This is a genomic window from Rheinheimera baltica DSM 14885 (assembly GCF_000425345.1).
GTDB classification, from domain to species: Bacteria; Pseudomonadota; Gammaproteobacteria; order Enterobacterales; family Alteromonadaceae; genus Alishewanella; species Alishewanella baltica.
Genome location: NZ_AUDG01000013.1, coordinates 1 through 20989 on the forward strand (window position 1 = coordinate 1; position 20989 = coordinate 20989).

Sequence of the window (20989 nt, forward strand, 5' to 3'; positions counted from 1 at the left end):
AGCCAGTCTTGGCGAAACAACTGGAGCCGGCTGAGTGTATTCTTCGACTATCCACCTGAAATCCGGAAGGTTATTTACACGACCAACGCGATTGAATCTCTGAATGCCAGCTTGCGGAAAGTGACTAAAACCAGACGTTCATTCCCGAACGACGAAGCCGTGTTAAAACTGCTATATCTGGCTTTACATCAAATTGCGAAGAAGTGGACAATGCCACTTAGGGACTGGAAACCGGCGATGAATCAGTTCATTATCATGTATGGTGACCGTGTATCGCTATGAGAAACAGCCACTTACACAGAAAATTTTACATACTCTAAGAAAATCGCCCGAGCAAGTTCAAGCTGCGGTATAACAACCCAATCGTGTTTGTTACCCCAACAACAGAAAGCGTTCTGTATTCCGTCTTTATCTCGGATTGACTTGAAGCTGCTGATCTCTGGAAACTCAGCCAATTTTGCTTCGATAAGCTCATAACCAGGTTCAAATGTGATTACTCTGTCTATGCGGCGCGATTGTTTCTTTTGACTATTTAGCAGCTTCCCTCGACTAAGCATTGATAAATTCGATAACTTGGTATGCTTTTTATCTTGCGTAGGCCAGCACCAAACCGCAATTGACCATTCAGGTACATTGTTGTACCGAAAGAAATCCCCGATATGAACTATAGTCGTATCTGACCCGAATCCTTTTATTGCGGTCACTCAACCTCCGATCAGAAGAAACGTAACTCAGCCAAAACACGTTGGCTATCTGCAGTTAAACGCTCCTTACTTAGCCCTGCTTGACGCAAAATAACCCAATTTTTTAGTTGTCCGGTATCTCGGTAAATCTGGATACAGGCATTGCTTAAGCGCCTTAACTGATATTCAGTAATGGTTTCGGAATATCGCTGCAAGAAGGACTTAACCAACGGTAATTTATCTAAATTTTTCTCAACAGTGCTTTTATTATTTAGCTGCGATAACAGGTAGTTTGCAGACAGCCGTGGTGCGAAAGAGTCAATTTCATTTGCCTGCAACACACTGAACAAACGCCTAACGATCATCAAATCTCGTTGACGCCAGTCTGCTTTTTGCTGAGGAATTGACCTGACTTGTTGATGTCTTGCATTAAAGTGGAGCAGCCATGCCCTGTCATTTCGGTAAAACCAGGCATACAAAGCTTTACCAGTACCGTTTTTACGGGCCGCTGTCACACCGACCTCTAATACAGCTTGTTCCCATAACTGCCGTTTGCTCTGCAAGTCTTGATTGATTGCTGTCTGTTGGCTGGTTGTCGGAACGAAAATTTTCGTATTTGGTTTCATTTGACGAACCCGTTTAATAATTTCTTCTGGCGATAAATTAGGCAGCAATGTCTGCCAAACAACCCCATGTTCTAGGTAACTGAACGCTTTTCGGTGTTTGCGGAATATACTTTTTAGCCAGCAAGTATCGGTGGCGGAATTGATTTGCAGATGCAATTGGTTGAGTGATTTGCGCTGGAATGTATTACTGACCAATGCATAGACTTCATCATGCTTGATATGCCTGCCTCTGCACAAACCAAAGTCGACAGCCAAATCACGGTAAAAGGCTGTCCATTGTGAAAAACTGGGTGAGCCGTCAGGCTCCATATCGATCAATTTGCTGGCGTATTGTGCTAAACGCAGTAAATCTGGATTGCTGATCCCAGCATTTAACGAGGTTTCTGGCTTAACATTTAACGCATGGAATTGATGCCGATGATCGGCTGTACCAACTCGAAATAGATGAAGAGCTCCATGCTCAGGACAAAGGTCCAAACCGGGGAAAAACCAATTACGCTGCCAGAAAGTCTCGCCATATTTTTGGGTCTGGTCTTTTAGACATGCTGAGCAGTAACGCAAACGGTCATCGGTCTTAACCCTGGATGCGGCAACCCCAAGTAACAGGTGCACTGCGCCTTGTGAACGCCTAGCCATAAGTTGTATGGCGCGGGTTCGGTGAGGCTCTGTTACAAATGGTGCATAGAGCGGAAACATAGTGTGTCTATAGATCAGCTCCTCTAACGAGAATCGACCGGTGCTTTGTAACTGTTCGGATAATGACTGTAAATGACAGGGTAGATCTAACGTGGCAATCACTTTACGGTTGTTAAAAACTTCGTCCAGTAGCTGCTTGGGGCTTGTAATACCATGATAAATGCTGGCACGCGCCACTGTGCTATAGATGAGTTCATTCGGATATGGCACAGGAAAATTATGCATGGCATTACCCAGCCAAATTCAGTACGGAGGTTAAATCTAACAGTATCCCTTGTTTGTTAAGTGCGGCGTGGACGTCGGTTGCGTTCTTGCACTGCGACTTGATAAAACGAAGGTCCCCTAATGGCAACTCGTCCCAGCAATTGGGTTTGATAATCGTTGATTTTTCTCTGGCTTTTAAACTTTGTCCCTTCACTGAAGTATCACTGTCACCGACTGATGAAATCCAATTCGAGACAATTGGTAATAGCTGAACCATGGTCAGCTGAGGATTTTCCGCAAAAGCTTTGCGCACTGTGGGCACCAGCAAACTAGAGTCATACACATCTTTAAGCAATAAATACAATCGTCTTTCGTCCTCCGTTGCCAGCTGCTGAAGAGCCTTTTCTTCGGTCGTTTTTTCTTTCATAGCAGCAATATCTTGCTGTAATTGGATAAGCCGCTTATCCATCTCTGGAACCATTAGATCAGAATACTGTGCAATTTTCTCCGGTATACCTGAACGAAGCGCAGCAAGCATGGGATGTACCGGTATGAGCTCATCTTCATATACCTGACGTAGCAATCCCTCCGTGATGCGTTCTTTGCCAAGTGCAAGTGCACGCAGTTGCGCCAATACAAAAAGCTTTACTACGATATCCATCACGCCTTGACTCAGTTCGTACCATACAGCGCGAATGTCTTCGGTCAGCAACACATCTCGATTTTGTAGTAGCTGGAGCTTCCAGAGGTTATTGGTAAATGCGACCCACTCTTGATTGAGTTGGTCGGCTCGTCCTTGCGCCATTGGTTCCCAAAAAATGGCACCAAGGCCAGCACCTCTGCGGGCAGAACGTAAATCTGCTTCAAAAATGTCCCTCGCTTTTGGTGTACCAATCAACATGACCGGTACACCTATGGTATTGACCATGGTCACAAAGAAATTCAACATTTCTTGCGAACCACCCGACTTTGAGCGGCTAAGATGCTGAATTTCATCAATCACCAACAATCCCAGCGCATGAGTGTTGGCAATTTGGGCCATTAACGCCAACATCGTTTCAATACCATGTCGCTTGAGGCCGTACCTCATTTCGTATTTTTCGCCTATAGCTTTATCGAGTGCCCGAAAAAAATTTAGGCAAATCTCTTTTAGAGAGCCGTTATGTGAGCAATCCACTTTCAGGTAAACCACTTGTTCCAGGTTGAACTGTGGGTGATAAATGACTTGAGGATAGGTTTGTAAGATCCGTTCTAACGATGTGGTCTTACCGCTGCCGGAACAACCAATTAGCAACATACTTTGAGCAGTGGATTTTGCCTCTTCAAATCTGAAGGTTGTCAAATCACCGGTCTGGACCCTTTCATACCCGTTTTGTAAATGCCGCTGTAAATCGCCAGTTTTTGGATTTCGGCCAACATAACCGCCTCGGATCATCAATGAGACCCGTTCGCTTAACAGCATATGTGCGCCAAGTGGTTGAAAGAACTCATCAGCAATCCGACAAATATTGTGGGCGCGTGTAACTCTGGACTTTTGTAAATCGTCTGGCTGAAAGCGCATGCTTGATCGCAGTGCCGCGGCACTATCGAACGATTCTTGTAACGGTGGCAATGCTTCGATAAACGGATTGCCGGCATAAGCGGCAACACCAGTATCACGATATATCGCGGATATTTTTGAGGCAGTCATTCCTGGTTCTCCCCGTTATCTTCAAATAGCCCAGGCACAAAGGTTGGCAAGCTATAATTTTCTTCAACAGGTTTTAGTGCCACCACATCTGCAAGCGGTTTTTCGACTTCAGCAATCACAGGCCGAACCCTTTGCAGCCGCTTTGCATCCCTTGCCGCTTTTTTATTAGGTCTGATCTGCTGAATACGTTCACGATTACTCGCTGAAGTGGCTGGCGATTGCCTAGTTGCGGTTGTAATTTTCCCCTGTATAAAAGCGTCTAATTCCCGTCGTTTCACATCTGCGACAAATTTTGCATTTGCTTTGTTGTGCTTTTCCGCCGCCTGTATTTCCCAAACTTGCCAGAAGCTCAGCCCACGAAATTGACGACTTTTATCCGTTAACAAACATTCCCAGTACACCCGGTTGCCGGATTGTGGAAAGAGATAAATCCTATCTGCGCAACCTGGTTCATAAGCGGCTTCCAGTGAATCTGGCCGGTAAATTTCAGTACTACGATGTAACCAGCCTTCTTTGAGTAACTCAGAGCTGGAATAAAACATTTCAAACAATCTCACACCAAACGGCGAAATCGTAACCTTGGCACGCGGTAATAAGGCAATTTGAAGATGCTTCGCGTCAATCTGGCGCAAGCTGCCCATCCGATGTTGCATCCCCCATTTCCATAGCTCTATGGGTATTGACGGAATGTCAGCTGGTAGATCTTCATCACGGTCATATTTCTCCATAACATGGTAATTGTTCCGAAATACGATGGTCCGCAGGATAATTTGAGAAAAATCGGTAATCGACATCACTGCATCAAGGCGATAATCTCGTTCACCATGCTTTTTTATCCGATTGCCTTCGACGGCACCTGGCGCATAGGGTTTAAACTCTGCCTGTAAAGTCCTGAAACAGCTTTCAACAATCCCTTTAGCATCGCCGCGGCGGGGCGGAGCACTTTCGATACGAACGTTAAATCCAGCAATCAGAGCATCAACCTGATGACTCATCATCTCCCCACGGTCTGCCAAGATGACATCTGGCAAGCCGACGCATGGCCACTCTTCAAAGCTGATATCAATACCAAGTTCGCTACAGACCTCAGTTTTATCGATGCATGCATTCAAAATCGCCTGCATGGCAACGACATAGGACGCGTTATCAAAACCAAGATAAAAGCCTGTGATCATTCGGCTAAATACATCAACTACAATATAAACCGTTGGGCGTCCAATAATCTTGCTACGGTCTTGATCATCAACCAGATAGATATCTGCAATGGTGGCATCAATTTCATAACGACTGCCGGGGCCAAGCGCATGTGCTGTTGCGGTGCTTGAAAGCGGCCAGATATCTTTTTTATAAATTCCAGGGTCTGTTCTGGCGATTAGACGTTCGGACTGTTTATATTCTCGATTGTAAAAGTAGCGAAATTGTCTAATCGTTGGCCTATCCGAGACCGAAATATTGGGAAAGTACTGTTCAAACAAATCCGCAAAACGACGATAGGCAACGGTCGTTTTTTCTGCATTTTTATTCAGCAAATGTTTCTCAATGGTGATTCTGAATAAACGTTCAATATCGGGTGTTACTTTCATCCCCTCGCCGTCACCATATTGACGAACGCGCCCAATTTTTTTCTGGCCAGTCGCCGCTCTGGTTTTTCCTGGAGCTCCACTTTTCTTGTAGTCTGGCAGCAATGAATTCGGGCTCTGCCCGCGCTGCCAGTAGCGACGTAGCAGCTTATAAATTGTTGCGATTGAAGCGTTCCCAGACTGACGGACTATCTCAACCCGCTGAGCACGAACTTTAGGGTCAAAGCATAGTGTATCCACAATAATCGGTTGAATCACACTCAACCCCAGTTCCCGTCTTTTGTAAGCAACGGAGCCGAATGCAGGCTCATCCAAATAATTTGCTTCAAAGGGATCTTCATGCCGCAATAAACGCGAATCATCAATGAAACTGCTTAAAGTCAGTTCATGAACGTATTCAGGCTGTGCAGTCTCCGATTCAATACAGATCCAAACAACTTCACCAGGTAACACCAGCAAAATGCGGTAAAGTTTGCCGTCAAACTTCACGACCTCATTGGTTTGCCACATGGAGCAAATCCTCTATATCACTGAATGGACAAAACACCAGATCTGAGGCTGTGAGCATTCTATACGCTTGATGCATGTTAAATTTTAGATAGCCGTTTGCGATTAACGTTCTTACATCTCGCAGTGTTTGTCCAAGTTCCAAGTCATAAGCGGTATCCATTTGCTTACATACATCAATCATTTTTGACTGGGGCGATTTACTAAACGCACTTTCAAGGATCGGCAACTGTTGAATCAGCTCAACATCAATCAAGCCATCTGATTTCGTCGGGTACAACCAACTGATATTTTGTTTGATGGCCGGGTCAATTTCATGTTCCGTCACTAAAAACCATGGGATTTGCTTCGATAGCCAATAACGACGCTCGATTTCAAGTTTTTCAATAGTATTCGTATCATCGAACGATTCAGATGATTTCACCTGTACAGCAAACTGTCGATGAGGGCCAATTTGAGAATCAACGAGGAAATCGGATGACATCACCTGATCTACACCGCGTATGCTGGGATGCCTCAGACCATTGTCTTTAGCTATTGCTTGAGTTTCATCTCTTCGTAACGGGAATTGCTCTCTAATATCAACGATATGAGGTGCCCACTCAAACACTAAAAACGCTGCAAGTTCTAGATCTGACAATAAATGATGAATTCTGCCGGTTTTATGTGAATACACTCGGTGCGAACGGCCTTCGGAGGGAACATCTTGTACATAAAGCCAAGGCGTGTACTTTTTGCCAACCCCTTGGCCACGACCGTCTTTAATCCGACGCGCAATTTGAAGTTCAGAGAGAGATTGCTGAGATCTGCCCATAAAAAAGTCCAGTATGCTTTTTAATCAGCATAACTGGACTTTTTCATTTTACAAATATTTTGTCCATTTTAGATCTATTTTGTCTCGCTTTAGATCTATTTTGTCCATTTTAGAACTATTTTGTCATCCCACAATTTATTGTCATCTGAAAATAAAGTTTAATCATGAGTCCAAGCCTGCTGCTCAGATTTTTAATCTATTCTTCAATTAACGCAAGTTTAAGTATCATCATGAAAATAATTTCCAAAAAATATGCTCATTAATAAGCGAAATTAAAGTGTCATCATCGGAAACTGGTAAAACTGAACTACTAATATGTTGATAGCCTATGAAAAACTAAATAAAGTGACCTGATCTCCCGACTTAGCAACGTTCACCGTACTTGTCTCAAGCGGCTCAACGTAGCATAACTTAATCAAGTCATTCTCAATTGCCGCAGCACCAGCTGCTAATGTCGATATCTTCGTATTCATCGGACTTAGCGTAATATTACTGTTTGAATACTTACTAACTTCTTGAAGAATAGAATTTTTTGCTGAAAGAACATCTGAACAAGAGAAGGTAAAGGTATTAACATTATTACGGTACGCTCCTCCAATTGACTCAATGAAGCTTTGAAGCTTTTCACTAACTCTCTGGTTCTCTGCAAAAAGAACTTCTCCGTAGGCTTCAGTACCAATGCCAAGGGAGATTGAGGTGGGCTCAAGCTCTTGAATTAGCTCCTTAGCTCTATCGAACTCGAAACCTACCAAAATAACGAGATGGTGCAATGGCTTTGAAGGTAAAAAGGTTCCTGGATAGCTCAAAACTGACCGGATACTTTTAACTCCTTGAGATATCACATTGCTGTAAGTCGCTGCACCAACATAAATAAACTGCACTTTTTCCGATAGACAATACTCATGAAGTATTGCGTTAAGGATCAATAAAGACTCATGATTAATGGCTGATATGTCAATTAAAGTGCGCTCAGAATACTGATTAATTAAAGGAACCAATTGTTCAACAATTCGCTTCCACAACGTGAAAGCATCTAAACTTGCTATCGGAAGTTTACTAAAACGCTCATTGTATCTATTTTCTAAGTCAGTTAATTTCTCTGGATCAGAAATATCGCCTGATTCAAGCATAAAAACATAATCAATCCTGTTTTCCGATATTGCAGAAATGGCCTGATGCCAGCGTTGATCCAAACCAACGCTTCCTACAAAAAGCATGTTGGTTTTACCAATCTGATTATCAAGGAATTTAATATCAATATTCATTTCTCAGCCTCTACAGTAAAGAGCCCTGAATTGGATCAGTATCTGAAGCAACAGTCTCAACTCCTTTCTCTTTAAGTTTAATAATTAGTGATTTAGGGTGAGTTGATGCATTCTGTAAGAAGTTACAAGTAACAAACTTGTATGCCGAAAATCCTATAGGGTCTAGGTTAAAAGAAGGTGCTAGCCGTCTGGTTAGGACATAGAGATTCGTGCGACCAAACCCCTCTTTTGTGCCTATGTGTGTTTCATAAAAAAAACCCTCTTGGACACCCAACATCAAAACCCGCCGGAGTTCTGAGCTCATATTCTCCGGATCTGACAGCGCGAAAGAGAAAAACTTTCTTTCCGAAGCATTGGACTTCATCGCAGCAAAAAACATAGCACCAATAACGTTTATAAGATTTCTAAGCCTAGTTATCGTCTGGAGGTGATTGTCTGGATCAGGATTACCCTCACACTCAGCAGTGATCCTATCAAAATGTCCAAATAACAGACTATCAGATTCCTCTCTAGCTACAATATCTTGATTGGTCGGTGAGATATATCTGAAATCTGTTCCGCTTGAGTGCCGAGCTTGCAAAGAAAACATCTTAGAAGCTGGCTCCAAGAAATAGCGAATTACCCCTGAGGATAGATGCACGAGTTGATTAAACCCAGCATATTTATAAGTAGATGTATTTTTTGACGCACCGCCAAGACTTACTATATAGTCAGGTCTGGCATAACGATATGCGTCATCAGATGGCCGGTTACTCCTAGAAGGAATTTCTCCGCTTTTATACTTAGCAATTATTGAATCTATTTCTTTTTGTTGTTTAGCGTCAAAAGGAAAATAATCTTCAGGATCAATATCGACATCAATGCCGAAATTTTTCTTGTAATATAGAGACAACCGTTTCTTTGTTACTTCCTTAACCCATTCTGGATACTTGTCTTTTTTCGATCCTGTATAGACGTTAGAATATTGAATTTCAACAAAGTCATGAGGAGTTTCTATTCTTCTTCCGCTTATTGTCAAGAACGTCTTATAGTTCATTTGTGTAGCCAATTTGAAAGAAACAATATCTGTTGTTCTGTATGATACCCAAGTATTTATTATTTTCGTTTGTATTAAATTAAGGTTATCAACATCGTCAATCAAAATATAGATTGGCCCATTTGGCATAAAACTAAGAGACTTCAGACTCTCCATGACAGGCACAACAAAATCAAAATAACTAAATAGAGGCCCCTCATAATCTGGTGATTTACCTAAACCAGAAAGAACTTTTCTTAAGTACTTTGTATGATACTTATAATAACCATCAATTATATTCAGAGTTTCTTGAAGTAAACAAGTAGAAACGTCTTCGGAAACCTCTAATTCAACCCCATAGGATTTTATTGATTTCAAAAAATTGTTAAAGAAAAAATCCCTATACTCCAAAACATCCTCAGAATTGAGAGTAACATACGATTTTATATGAGAAATAACTTTAGAAACAACAAAGCAGGAAAGAAGATGCTCAGATATTATGAATTGTGCACTGTCGCTACCCAAAGAGCTGAAGTCCATAATATCTATGTCTATTTTCTTTATTGAGCTATAAACAGCAAAAAAATCAAGTTCCTTTACTGGCTTTCCGTAGATCAGGCTCTGGCAATCCGGAGCCAATCTCCTCAGCATCATACTTTTACCGCTACCCCGATGGCCGTGTATAAATACATGACTACTAACAGAGATATTGTATGACTCTTCAATTGGGACGAATAAATCAACAATTTCATTTGCTGTCATTTGTTCTGGAGTATCAACAGAAAAGGGGTTATCGTAACTCATCATTTATCAGTACTCCTTCCGCCGTACTCCTCTACTATTCTATTGTAATCCATAAAATATTTTGCATCAGTATCTATTATGCTTTCCTCTCCCAAGGGGTAATCTCTTTCCTTCAGAGGAAATTTTATTTCGTCGATTACATTAGGATGGAAAGATTCTTCATCTTCAGTATCTTCAACAATTATTATATGTACAGATATTTCTTTTATTTGGGCGTCACCATGCAGGAATCTATTGCAGTACCGTCGTTCAAGTTCTAGCTTTTTTAATCTGCTAATAATTACATCGGGAAGGTTAACTTTATCTTCAACTTCTACTCCAGCCACCTCTTTATATATTTTATAAAAAACAAGCAGGTCTGATTTCCTGACCTCCAGCCTTATATATAATATTTTGCCCTCAACATGATTACTAACTATGGATTGCGCATACTTATGAAATACTAAATTATGCTCTGGGATTCCACTCTCTACCAAAATACCTATTCGTTGTCTATTTTCACAGATTTCATCTGCAAATCTCGTAATAGCTGCAATTTTCTTGGATCTAATTCCACCGATAGAACCAACCGAATTAATTGTATCCGGAAGACTTCCTATCGTATCCTTACTGCCGTTGCTTGTAGTCCCCCCATGGGCACCACCGATAAAGCAGACTTGTCGATTTTCTACGGAATCATCTATTAGATGAGGAATTTTATAGTCAATAATTACTTTAGATATTAGCTTTTCATGATCATCTCTACCGTAAATATTTCCAACATCATGAAACCTAATACTAAGTAAGAGTAGATATATTTCATATGCATTCAATATCCACTTTCCTGACCTCACCAAATCAGCTACATTTCTAACATCATCGCTAGTTTTCAGTCCAAGCATAATACCTGCGAATCTGATAACTAAGTCAAAATGCTCTTCGCTATGGTCAGTATACAATCCCGATCTTTTTGAATTAGCAGCAAGCCCAGCGTTAACATTTTTATACACCTTTTGCTTTAGGCTGTTCGTAATTTCGTTGTACCTAGTAAAATAGCAGACGTCTCTTGGGAAGAGGTCGTGCTCATCAGAAACGGACTCAAGTAACTTCTCAAGTAACAATCTATTATTTAATTTTGACGTCATTATTTAATCTAGTATTTGTTTGAAAATTGCTTCAGCAAGAAATGGCGGAACGGCATTTCCCACTTGCTGTTGTTGGAAACCTATAGAGCCTTCGAATACAAACGCGTCTGGAAATGATTGCAGCCTCGCTGCTTCTCTTACGGATAATCCTCGGTCTTGTGTTGGATGTATTAGCATATTCTTTCTGAAGTTACCTATCACAACTGAAGGACTGTCAGCACAGAGCCTACGGTAAATTCCTGTATGGCATCTACTTCTATCCTTGTAATTCGACATTAGAGCTTCAGGAATATTTTCCCAATTACCGCCTTGAGGTATGTGTTTATAACGCTCAACAACAAAAGGAGCATTTCTGGTCACTACGTTATTGCGGCATCCAACAAGATCGCCTCGCATCCGCTTCACATATTCGTTAACTGTATTGTTACCGTATTCTAAATAACACGTTGCATGACCATTTTCAAGTTTAGGTAAATCTATCAGTGCTTCGCCCACTGTTACTTTTTGAGTTAATGGAGGCTCAGGAAAGTCGAATTTTTGTTTATGCAGGCTTGCTACAATGAAAAATCTGTCGCGACGTTGCGGAACACCATAATCTTCAGCATTTAAGACGTCGGCTGCACAGTCATACCCCAGTTTCGTTAGCTCCGAAATCATACCCTCGGCAAAAATACCACCCTCAGTTTCCAGAATACCTTTCACATTTTCAAATACAACCCAGTCAGGCATGTACATCTTGACTACACGAAGGAACTCCAGAAACAGCCAGTTAGTTTGATTTTCTGATGAACGGGTTTTTTGATTGGAAGTAGAGAAACCCTGACATGGTGGACCACCGAATAGCACAACTTGCTGATCACGTTTTTTGGCAATCGCAATCTTCTCGAATTTTCTAATATCGTCGGCAAATACTCCAAGCTTGGGCTGATGGTTACGCAGATATGTTGCAGCAGCATATTTGTCTGCCTCTACAACAATCTGCACATCAATGCCAGCTTGCCTGGCACCCAGAGACATTCCCCCAGCTCCCGCAAATAAATCAATTCCAATCATGTGATTCGCGTTATTGTTTTTTGTACGCGCAGCGTAACGGTGTTGCGGGCTTAAGTCAATATTCGTTTATACGATTAGCATCTCATTGTCAACAGATCATGCTTACTTGGATACCGTTCAGTCTGCTCTCTTATGCTATGAGCCCCGCTTTTATTCTTTCAAACCAACTCGCTGCATAATCTTTGGCTGAAGCGTGTCTTACAGAACAGAGGTTAATAGTGTGGTCTTTGAAAACTGAAACAGGCCACCTTAATGAGTTTTTGAGGAGCGATATCAGTATAGTCTTTATAAGTTCAGCCTCAATTAAATCGCCGGTTATGCTGAATACTCGTGTAGTTAACCTCCTCTTGTTATCTGACGTATCGACCTCTAACAGATACTTCATTCGCCCCATATAAACGAACTTTGCAAGTAGATAACATCGCTCAGAACCATCTACTTTTAGGTGCAAGTGGCAGCGTTTAACCGCTGGTAGCGGTTTGATAACCAGGCTTTGCAACCGTAATTCAGGATCATCTGCTAGTTGCCGTATCAACTCGACAAACACTGTAAAACGGTCTTTAAATTTTTCGGTTTCGTCATGTGTATCTTCTAATACTGCAAAGTCACCGCCCCGGCCATCTCCTTCGATTACATCGTCTTTAGTGCCCAGCACTGCTTTCTCATCTCCAGACGCCGATTCATCACCCGGCTTTGGCTTAGAAATTGGCTTTTTGCCATTGTATTCAATTTGAGTGATGATCAAGTCGCTGTAGCTTAAACCGTCGGTTGACAGTTCAATTAAAGCTCGCTCTTTTTGCTGTGATGGCTCTCGCTCAGTATCTATCTCCAATTGTTCGGCTGCTGAGTTATTACCATTCCCCTGATGTGTTTTACCAGATCCAACCGATTGCTTTAAATCAGGATGGCTAAATCTCACTGCTTTGAGCATGTTATGTGGCAGCTCTTTTAATGTATTTACCTCCCAGACAAGAAGATCGTTATGCTCACTGTCGAAAGCTCCCTGGGCCTGAATTTCTAATCCCGAAAGCGCCTTAGGAGGAATAAAGTTAAATATCCAGCGGCAGTATCCGTTGGTGATGGTTTGTTCAGTGTTCAAGCACTGCCATATTGACTCAAAAGACGCTTTTATTTCCTTGTTAAGCAACAACCAGGATAAAAACTGTCGGTATGCCGGAATGCGTAAATACGCTACCGGAATGCCACTACCTGCAGGGCAAAAAATATGGAATCCTTCTCCGGGTTCACCCTCGGTTACATGAAACATCATATCCAAACCATTCGGTTGATACGCAGCCCTAATAATGAAGCCAGCATGGAAGAATAGCTTCCTGGCTAATTCAAATTTCGGCAACCACACCGTCATGCCGCCAGCGGTAAACACAAAGCACCGTTGGTTGGCTATTTCAGAGTAAGATAACCATCGTTTAGCCAAACGAGGGCAGTCGCCCAGCTTGGCATCTTGCCAAGACTCAATTGGAGGTAGGCTTAGGGTTCGCCGAAATCCGCCTGATTTGTATAACGCATCTTTGTCTTGTGTAAATGTTCTGCCTAAAGCCATTATGCAAAGCGCTTCAAGATCAAAATTTTCTTTGTGCTCCTGACCATTTTCCAGAGTAAAAAAACTGGCAAAGCGCCAGAAATCATCCGGTCGATCTTTTCTGAACTGATTTCCAAGGGCAGCTAATTTTGCGTTAACAGGGATTTTTTTGAATGTTTTCTTCTGCATTAATTTAAATCGGTCCTGGTAGCAACTTCATTTAATACTGCGATTGCTAATGGCCTTGTGCGCCCATTAGCAAGACCACAGCTACGCTCTAATTCCCAGCGCCTTTGCATTTGATGTCGCAGCTTATTAATTACTATCTGCGCGGTGGTACGGCGAATTTGGTACTCATCTACGTTCTCGCTATAACGCCGCAGAAACTCCTGGCAAAGCGGTAATTGAGCCAGTTGTTTTTCAATAGTAGAGCTGCGAGGTAACTGCTTAAGCAACCAGTTGCGACTTTGCCTGGGGGTGCTCAAATCCTGGTCACGCTGCGCCAGTTGCAGATACAGCAACCTCAAGCACTGTATATCCCGGCTACGCCAGTTGATATTGCTATGATTGCCCTGCTTAATATGGAACTGCTTATTGGTTGCCAGTAACCAATCCCGGTCGTTTCTGTATAACCGAGCATATAGCGCCTTGTCACATTGCGTCCTTGCCTGCTTAGCGCTATGACCAGCATCTAATAGTTTCAACCACTGTCTTCTATCATTACTCTCAATAACATTACTCGCTCTGACGGGTTTAGAAAAAGCCCTAGCCAGTGGGAATGACTGAACTTCAGATAAAATTTCCCTTATAGATACTTTAGGTCGGAAAACCTGCCATACCAAAATGTGTTGCAGGTAACTAAAAGACTTCCGATGTTTGCGAAACATGGCTAATAACCAGGAGCTTGGGCCGACCGGTAACAGGTTCAGGGACACTAAAAATGAATTTGGCCAGTAGCTTCTGAACTTGCTGTGAAGCTCAGTACCTGACACCTGCATGCCATTTTGCATTCCGGCTGCAGCAGCCAGCTCTCGATAGAACAACGTCCATTGGTGATATGTAGGGCTCTGGGTTTCGGTTATGGCCAACAACTCAATAATGCTGGAAGAAAGTTGTGCCAGCTTAGAACTGTGATTCGTGTTTACAGCGAAAACTTCACAATACTGAGGACATGCCGCCAAATATTCGTGCCGATGGATAGATCTCAGAGGCAGCTTAGAATCACAAAGCTCGCAATCGTGGATATGACATACCTTATAACCGGGCACCAACCAGCGCCGTAACCATGCAAACTCGCCATACTCTTGCTGCAGCTCATTCATACACAAAGGACAATATCGGAAAAACGCTGGTAACTTTACCGTACCAGCGCTCATACCTATCTCCACATACACAGCAGAACCGTCACTATTGACCAGCAAGTCAGTCAGGTGTTGCTTACGGCTTTCGGGAATAAAAGGGGCATACAGCGGGAACAGGGTTCTTTGGTAAAGAAGTTGTTTGGCGTTTAACTGCTGTACATGCTGGAGACTGTTACACAACAACTGCAGTTGAGCGGGTAAGTCGGGTACAGCAATGACTGTACGTTTTTGGTAGAGCAGATCCAGCAAATGCTTTGGGCTATCTATCCCCATATGTACCTTACATCTGGCGAGCATGCTGTACAACAGCTCGTCCGGATAAGGCTTGGTGAAGTAAGCCAGCATAGTTAACCCATCCTGTTACTAACTGATTTCAAGTCATATATTAGTCCCTGCTTCTTAAATAACTGATATACATTGTTCTTATCACTACTGGCGTACAAATAACGTAAATCATTGGTTGGTAATTCCAGCCATTGAGTTCTTTTTATCCGGTTTATTTTCGGGGGCTCAGCCGTCACATCCGCCGTATACTCGGTAACTTTGTGCATCAGTGCCGCCACGGATAGTTCCGGATGTCGGCTAATTACCCTATCAACCAAAGGAATAGCGATGTCTTCCGGAATATCCATTTGTGACAGCAAGGCGAGCAGTTTTTTACTTTTATCGGTTGAAATCTCTGGCCGGTCTACATACGTATCTGCCTGTTCCAGTGACGATACCATTGATAACATTCTGGCTTCTATTTCAGGCATCAGCAGATCATCGTACTGTTCCAGTAATCCCGGGTTGTTGCTGCGTAAAGCCGCCAGCATCGGATGAACCGGTTTGAATTCATCATGATAAACCTGCTTAAGCAGCTCTGATGTGATGCGCTCCATGCCGGTGACTATAGCCCTGACCTGAGCCAGCACATAAAGCTTGACCACTATATCCATTACACCCTGAGTCAGGTCGTACATTGTACCCACTAGCTCATCATTTATCGGTTCAGCACTTCGTAACCACTGATACTGCCAAAGCAGTTTTAGTAACTGACGCCACTGATGGTCATTCGGCAGTCTGTCCCACAGCAAACTGCCAAATCCGGTTATACGACGCGCAGCGCGGAATGTTCGCTGAAAGAATTTTCGCGCACGGTGGGTACCCACCTGAATCACTGGCACACCGATGGTGTTCACTAAAGACACAAAAAAGTTGTGCATTTTCTCTGCACCACCGGATTTCGCTTCATTCAGGTTTTGCACTTCATCGATTATCAATACGCCCAGAGCATGCAGATTGGCGATCTGGCACATGCTGGCCATCAAACGCTTGGTTCCCAGCTTTTTCCGGCCATGTGAGGTGCTGTACTGAGTGTGTAGCACCCGGTCCACCTCATTAAAAAAGCTCAGACAAAGCTCATCCAAATCACCATCGACTGGGCATTCTATTTTCAGGTAAGTTAGTTGAGTGATGTTGTGTTCTGGGTGAAAAATCGCTTGTTCATAAACCGAAAAAATTCGATTGATTGTGACAGACTTGCCACAGCCGGAGCAGCCAAATAGTGACAAGCTGTTTGCGCTCGACCTTGCCTGGTCAAATACGAAAGCATCAAGATCTTCTTCCTGAATCCGCTTAAAACCATTTTGCAGATGAAGGTGATATGAGCCCTGATCAGGATTACGTCCCAGATAGCCTTGCCTGAGGATTAGCGATATTTTTTGCTCTAATTCCAGATGGTGGCTTAACGGTTGAAAAAACCGATTCAGCAACCTGGCAATAGCATGCACTCTCAGTCGACCATCCAAATTACGTTCGGCACTGTCATACAAGGGTTTTAACCTAAGCTTGGTAATAACCTGCTTGGTATCATAAATTGGAGGCAGAGAAGCGATCAACGGATTATCCCGATATTCAGGTAATCCTGGGTCAATATAAACAGCATGTGGAATCCGACCTTGCGTAACGTCAGTCATTGTCGGCATCCTCTCCAAAAATTAAGTCAGTCATATCAGGGAAGCTATAGTTTTCAGGTTTGTTACCACGGATAGGCACAACAGTTGCTGGCGTACTCATTTCCGTTCGTTCCGGTCTGAAAGCTGTCACCTCACGCTCTACTGATTTCTCCAACTGCTTGTTTTGCCTGATATGCTGCCCCAGTTTTTTAACTCCTGGTCGCTTAATTTCAGTCCGTTTTTCATCGGCTTCAGCAACGATGCTTTCAATCTGCTGAATCAATTTCCCTTTGGCTACCGCAGTTGTCATCCGCACCTTGGCATCGGTTTTTCGCTCTTCTTTGGTGATAAGCCAGACATCCCAAAATGACAAACCACGAAAACGTCTGCTCCGATCCGCCAGGTCACAAACCCAGTATTCACTTAAATCGGAACACGGCCTGATGTAGATATGATCTGCGGTTCTTGGATCGTAGGCGACCAATACCTTGCCTGGCCTTTTGGTTCCAGAACGATGTAACCAGCCGGCTTTAATCAACTCAGGGCAAGTGTAGAAACAGTTGAACAAATTGACGCCAAGCTCTGAAACTGTCGCCTCAAAGTGCGGCATCAGGTTAATCTGAACCAACTGCTCTGGCGCAGTGCGAAGCCTGCCAGTCAGATTCGACACCCCCCAGCGCCACAATTCGATGGGAATTAAGGGTAAGTCAGTCGGCATATTCTCAGTACGGTCATACCCTTCCATACCTTTAGCATTATTGTGGTAAAGCACGCAGGCTAAAATCATTCTGGTGAATTCTGCCAAGTTCAGCGTTGCGTCCTGGCGATAATCATAGCCACCACGTTTCGTACTCATCACCGCTTCAACAACGCCTGGAGTATAGGGTTTAAATTCGTCTTGAACTGTTCGAAAGGCTCGTTCGACAATACCTTTAGCATCGCCACGGCGGGCGGTAGCATTTTCAATACGAACACCAAAAGCTTCGGCAAACTTTTCAACCTTGGTACCGTTTATTTCCCCTTTATCTGCCAGAATAACGGCTGGTAAGCCTTTGGTTGGCCAATCATCTTCTGAAATCTCAATACCAAACCGCTGGCAGTACGCAACTTTGTCCTCAACTATATGAGCAAGCGCGATCATCGCACTAACCCATGAAGGCCCTTCAAAGCCAATATAGAGGCCAACAACCATCCGGCTGAATACATCCTGCACTATGTAGATCACTGGCCTGCCAACAATCCGGCTGCGGTCATGCTCAGACAGCAGATAAACATCAGCAATTGTGGCATCAATCTGGTACCTGTGGCCTGGGCCAAAGGTTTCTGCTGCTGAGGTGCTTTTCAGCGGCCGAATGTCTTTGGCAAATTTGACCGCTGAATGCTGTTTTTCAACAACCAGAGTTTTGGCATAGCGGCTTTGGTAGAAGTAGCGAAACTGTTCAGGTGTTGGCAGTTCTTCAGGTTGGAGCTCGGGCATCAGTGCACCGATCAGATTCAATGCACCGGCATAGGCCTGACTTACAGCCGTATTCTTTTCGATAAGTAGTTTGCTGGTGATTACCTGATGAAATACTCTCTCGATCACTGATGTAATGTTAGTACCCACACCTGGCCGCACAGTCCTTGGTCTGCCCAGCTTTGCTTTTCCAGACTGCCGTGGTTTGCCTTTTGCGCCTGAGTTTACATAATCTGGCAACAACGCATTTTTACACATACCACGTTGCCAGTAGCGACGAATAAAACGGTTTATCGTCTGGTGGGTGGCACCACTTACAGCCATCATACGCTTAACAGCAGCGCCGCGCTCTCGAGGATAAAACAGGGCGGTATTTTCAATATCATCTTTAATAATGGACCACGCATGCTCGCGCTTTTGCCAGTCAGTTGAGCCTTCCTCGACGCTACGCGCAACCAAACTGAAGCAGGGATCGTCAACCCGGGTTATTTCCTGCTGAATTAATAACTGCTCTATACCAGTAACAGCAATCTGCTCTGGCCATGCAGTTTTCGAATACAGATCAATCCAGAATGAAAGCTCGCCATCCAGCCACAGCAGCCGGTAATACAACTCACCACGTTTAAAAACTTGATTAACCGGAAACATAGTTGGCCTCCGTGATCTCCTTTTCAAAGGTAGTAGCGATGAGATTTGCTGCAATTAACTTTCGGTAGGGCAGATTAATATCAAACTGGAAATAACGTCTGGCCAGCAGATGACGCAACCAGAACAATGCCTGACCGGGTTCCTGGTTATAGGCAAGGTCTAACTGCTGAGCTATTTTGATGATGGAGTCGTTGGGTTGTTTACCAAACTGGGTTTGAAACAGCAGGAATTGGTGGTGCAACTCGTCTTCAGCAACCTTTTCGCTTTCTGCAGGATAAAGCCATTGAATATTCATCACCACCTCTTTGCTGATTTCCTTCTCAGTGATGATAGCCCATGGAATCTGTTTATCGTCCCAGTAGCGTTTTTCCAGTTGCAGCCGTTCAATCACTTCAGGTTTGGATAAATCACTGCTGTATTTAGCCTGAAACGCCATCAAGGGTTGAGTTTGCCGGTCAAATGTGACCAAAAAGTCTGAGCTCAACACCTGAGGTGTGCCTTTAAAAACGGCATGACTAATACCGAGCTCATCAGCAAGGCGGGTAGTATCTTCAACACGCAGCGGAAACTGTTCACGGATATCCAACACCGAGTGTTGCCAGTCCAATGTCAGAAAAATAGCCAGTTCCAGATCAGAAAGCAGGTGATGCAACCGGCGACTCCGGTTGCCGAAAATGCGGTGAGACCGGCCAAGTGATGACACATCCCAAGTTTGAATCCAAGGCTTATAGTTTCGACCTTCGCCCTGACCACGACCTTCTTTTATCCGTTTTTGGATTTGTTGGTCGGAAAGGCCTTTGTAACTTCCTGCCATCGCTAAGCCATCTAGACTGTTGATTTTTATAGATTAGTACAATAACATTGTTTAATAAATAGTTTCATGTTCTCTTGCATGGATTAAGTGAAGTAACTTAATTTGCTTGAGCTTTCTCTTCTTCCTTTTCTGGATTCAGCAGTAATTCAAATCTATCTAAATTTTTGATATCACATTCGTCTGTAAATTTTGCATCAAAGCCCAACAAAGAAATCAATTCACGTTTACTGGAAGAGAGCAGTTCTATAGCCTCCATATGCTCCCCGTACATGCTGTTCAAATAACTGATAGCATCGCTACGATTTTTGGTTTGGCGTGATTTCCATGCTGGCTCATGATGAAATAATCTATTCCTGAAACGATTGAGCGTCCCCATTTTCTGAAAAATGGTATTAAGCGATACATTCTGCTGTTTAGCATTCGGAAAACATTTGTGAAGTTGAAACTGCCAAATATTATGTTCTTTATCCCGAGGGTTGTTGTAATCCTTATGTAGCATGTGGACCCAAAAACCGAAGGGTAATCGAGAGACAAGATCACCGCTGGTATAATACTTAGCGCCAATCTCCTCAATGCATTGCTGCTCGGCAAAGCTGACTTGTTTTCTGGACTCTTCACTGATCGGGACACGTTTGTACCATTCATCGTCTTTGAACTGAGCGGTAACTGCTTTATGTATAGAGTTTCTTAGCGTAACTTCTAATAACTGAACAACGGTAAAGAAGTGACTCATAATCCCCTGCATAGCCATGTATACGGCAATTACCTCACTGTCTGATTTGCATTCTAAGACTTGTCTATAAGTTTCAAGCTTTTCAGTGGATAGTCCCTGTTTTATCTCGTCTAAATCCACAAACATTTGCCCTTATTAAATTTATTATGTATATTTGTATGCACTGAGGCATAGCCTCTTGTTGTGATAGCCCTGTCCTCTTACGCTCTAACGAGTATTGACAACAGGTAGCGAGTTTAAGAGCCACCTTTTTAGGTGGCTCACTTGTTTCTGGTAGTACGACACATCCTATCCTTACCGCACCATAAAAGTCTAACCCGAATAGTTAAATACATAGTGACGAATGGCATAGTAACTATTGAGCCTCAAAAAAGATGAAAAAACTGCGTGCCGCCGTCAAGTTGTTGGGCTTTAATCAACTGACCGAGGATCAACAATC

The 20989-nt window shown here is 43.2% G+C and carries 16 protein-coding genes; 1 reads left to right on the forward strand and 15 read right to left on the reverse strand.

Annotation, left to right across the window (positions count from 1 at the left end; genetic code table 11):
• Positions 1-282, forward strand: a 282-nt coding sequence (locus tag H595_RS21750; RefSeq protein WP_037053927.1) for a transposase, incomplete at its 5' end; no start/stop codon positions are given.
• A gap of 11 nt (positions 283-293) precedes the next feature.
• On the opposite strand, the gene H595_RS0106650 is transcribed toward H595_RS21750, so the two are convergent.
• The 15 genes from H595_RS0106650 to H595_RS0106720 form a co-directional block, all read right to left on the reverse strand.
• A complete protein-coding gene (locus tag H595_RS0106650; RefSeq protein WP_027670511.1) occupies positions 294-704 on the reverse strand; it encodes a hypothetical protein in 411 nt (136 codons plus the stop codon).
• Between the two features lie 11 nt (positions 705-715).
• Positions 716-2230: a TnsD family Tn7-like transposition protein gene (locus H595_RS0106655; RefSeq protein ID WP_027670512.1), complete on the reverse strand. Its 1515-nt coding sequence runs from the start codon at positions 2228-2230 to the stop codon at positions 716-718.
• A gap of 4 nt (positions 2231-2234) precedes the next feature.
• Entirely contained in the window at positions 2235-3899 is a 1665-nt protein-coding gene (locus tag H595_RS0106660; protein ID WP_027670513.1) for an AAA family ATPase, read from the reverse strand.
• Positions 3896-5989, reverse strand: a complete 2094-nt coding sequence (locus tag H595_RS0106665; protein ID WP_027670514.1) for a DDE-type integrase/transposase/recombinase — start codon at positions 5987-5989, stop codon at positions 3896-3898. Before H595_RS0106665 ends, H595_RS0106660 begins: the two co-directional genes overlap by 4 nt.
• Positions 5973-6800, reverse strand: a complete 828-nt coding sequence (locus H595_RS0106670) for a heteromeric transposase endonuclease subunit TnsA (protein ID WP_027670515.1) — start codon at positions 6798-6800, stop codon at positions 5973-5975. The genes H595_RS0106665 and H595_RS0106670 overlap by 17 nt, the downstream gene beginning before the upstream one ends.
• A gap of 326 nt (positions 6801-7126) precedes the next feature.
• Complete coding sequence (locus H595_RS0106675) at positions 7127-8065, reverse strand: hypothetical protein (RefSeq protein WP_027670516.1); 939 nt, start codon at positions 8063-8065, stop codon at positions 7127-7129.
• Between the two features lie 10 nt (positions 8066-8075).
• A complete protein-coding gene (locus H595_RS0106680; protein ID WP_027670517.1) occupies positions 8076-9887 on the reverse strand; it encodes an ORC-CDC6 family AAA ATPase in 1812 nt (603 codons plus the stop codon).
• Entirely contained in the window at positions 9884-11008 is a 1125-nt protein-coding gene (locus tag H595_RS0106685) for an HD domain-containing protein (protein ID WP_027670518.1), read from the reverse strand. Before H595_RS0106685 ends, H595_RS0106680 begins: the two co-directional genes overlap by 4 nt.
• Before the next feature lie 3 nt (positions 11009-11011).
• A complete protein-coding gene (locus H595_RS0106690; protein WP_027670519.1) occupies positions 11012-12061 on the reverse strand; it encodes a DNA cytosine methyltransferase in 1050 nt (349 codons plus the stop codon).
• Positions 12062-12191: 130 nt separating this feature from the next.
• Complete coding sequence (locus tag H595_RS0106695; protein WP_027670520.1) at positions 12192-13790, reverse strand: Tn7-like element transposition protein TnsE; 1599 nt, start codon at positions 13788-13790, stop codon at positions 12192-12194.
• Positions 13790-15307, reverse strand: a complete 1518-nt coding sequence (locus tag H595_RS0106700; protein ID WP_027670521.1) for a TnsD family Tn7-like transposition protein — start codon at positions 15305-15307, stop codon at positions 13790-13792. Before H595_RS0106700 ends, H595_RS0106695 begins: the two co-directional genes overlap by 1 nt.
• Before the next feature lie 2 nt (positions 15308-15309).
• Entirely contained in the window at positions 15310-16920 is a 1611-nt protein-coding gene (locus H595_RS0106705; RefSeq protein ID WP_027670522.1) for an ATP-binding protein, read from the reverse strand.
• Positions 16913-19003 carry a Mu transposase C-terminal domain-containing protein gene (locus H595_RS0106710; RefSeq protein WP_027670523.1) on the reverse strand — a complete coding sequence of 697 codons (2091 nt, stop codon included), beginning with the start codon at positions 19001-19003 and terminating at the stop codon, positions 16913-16915. The genes H595_RS0106705 and H595_RS0106710 overlap by 8 nt, the downstream gene beginning before the upstream one ends.
• A complete protein-coding gene (locus H595_RS0106715) occupies positions 18990-19817 on the reverse strand; it encodes a heteromeric transposase endonuclease subunit TnsA (protein ID WP_027670524.1) in 828 nt (275 codons plus the stop codon). Before H595_RS0106715 ends, H595_RS0106710 begins: the two co-directional genes overlap by 14 nt.
• A gap of 97 nt (positions 19818-19914) precedes the next feature.
• Complete coding sequence (locus H595_RS0106720) at positions 19915-20670, reverse strand: hypothetical protein (RefSeq protein ID WP_037053946.1); 756 nt, start codon at positions 20668-20670, stop codon at positions 19915-19917.
• Positions 20671-20989 lie beyond the last annotated feature (319 nt).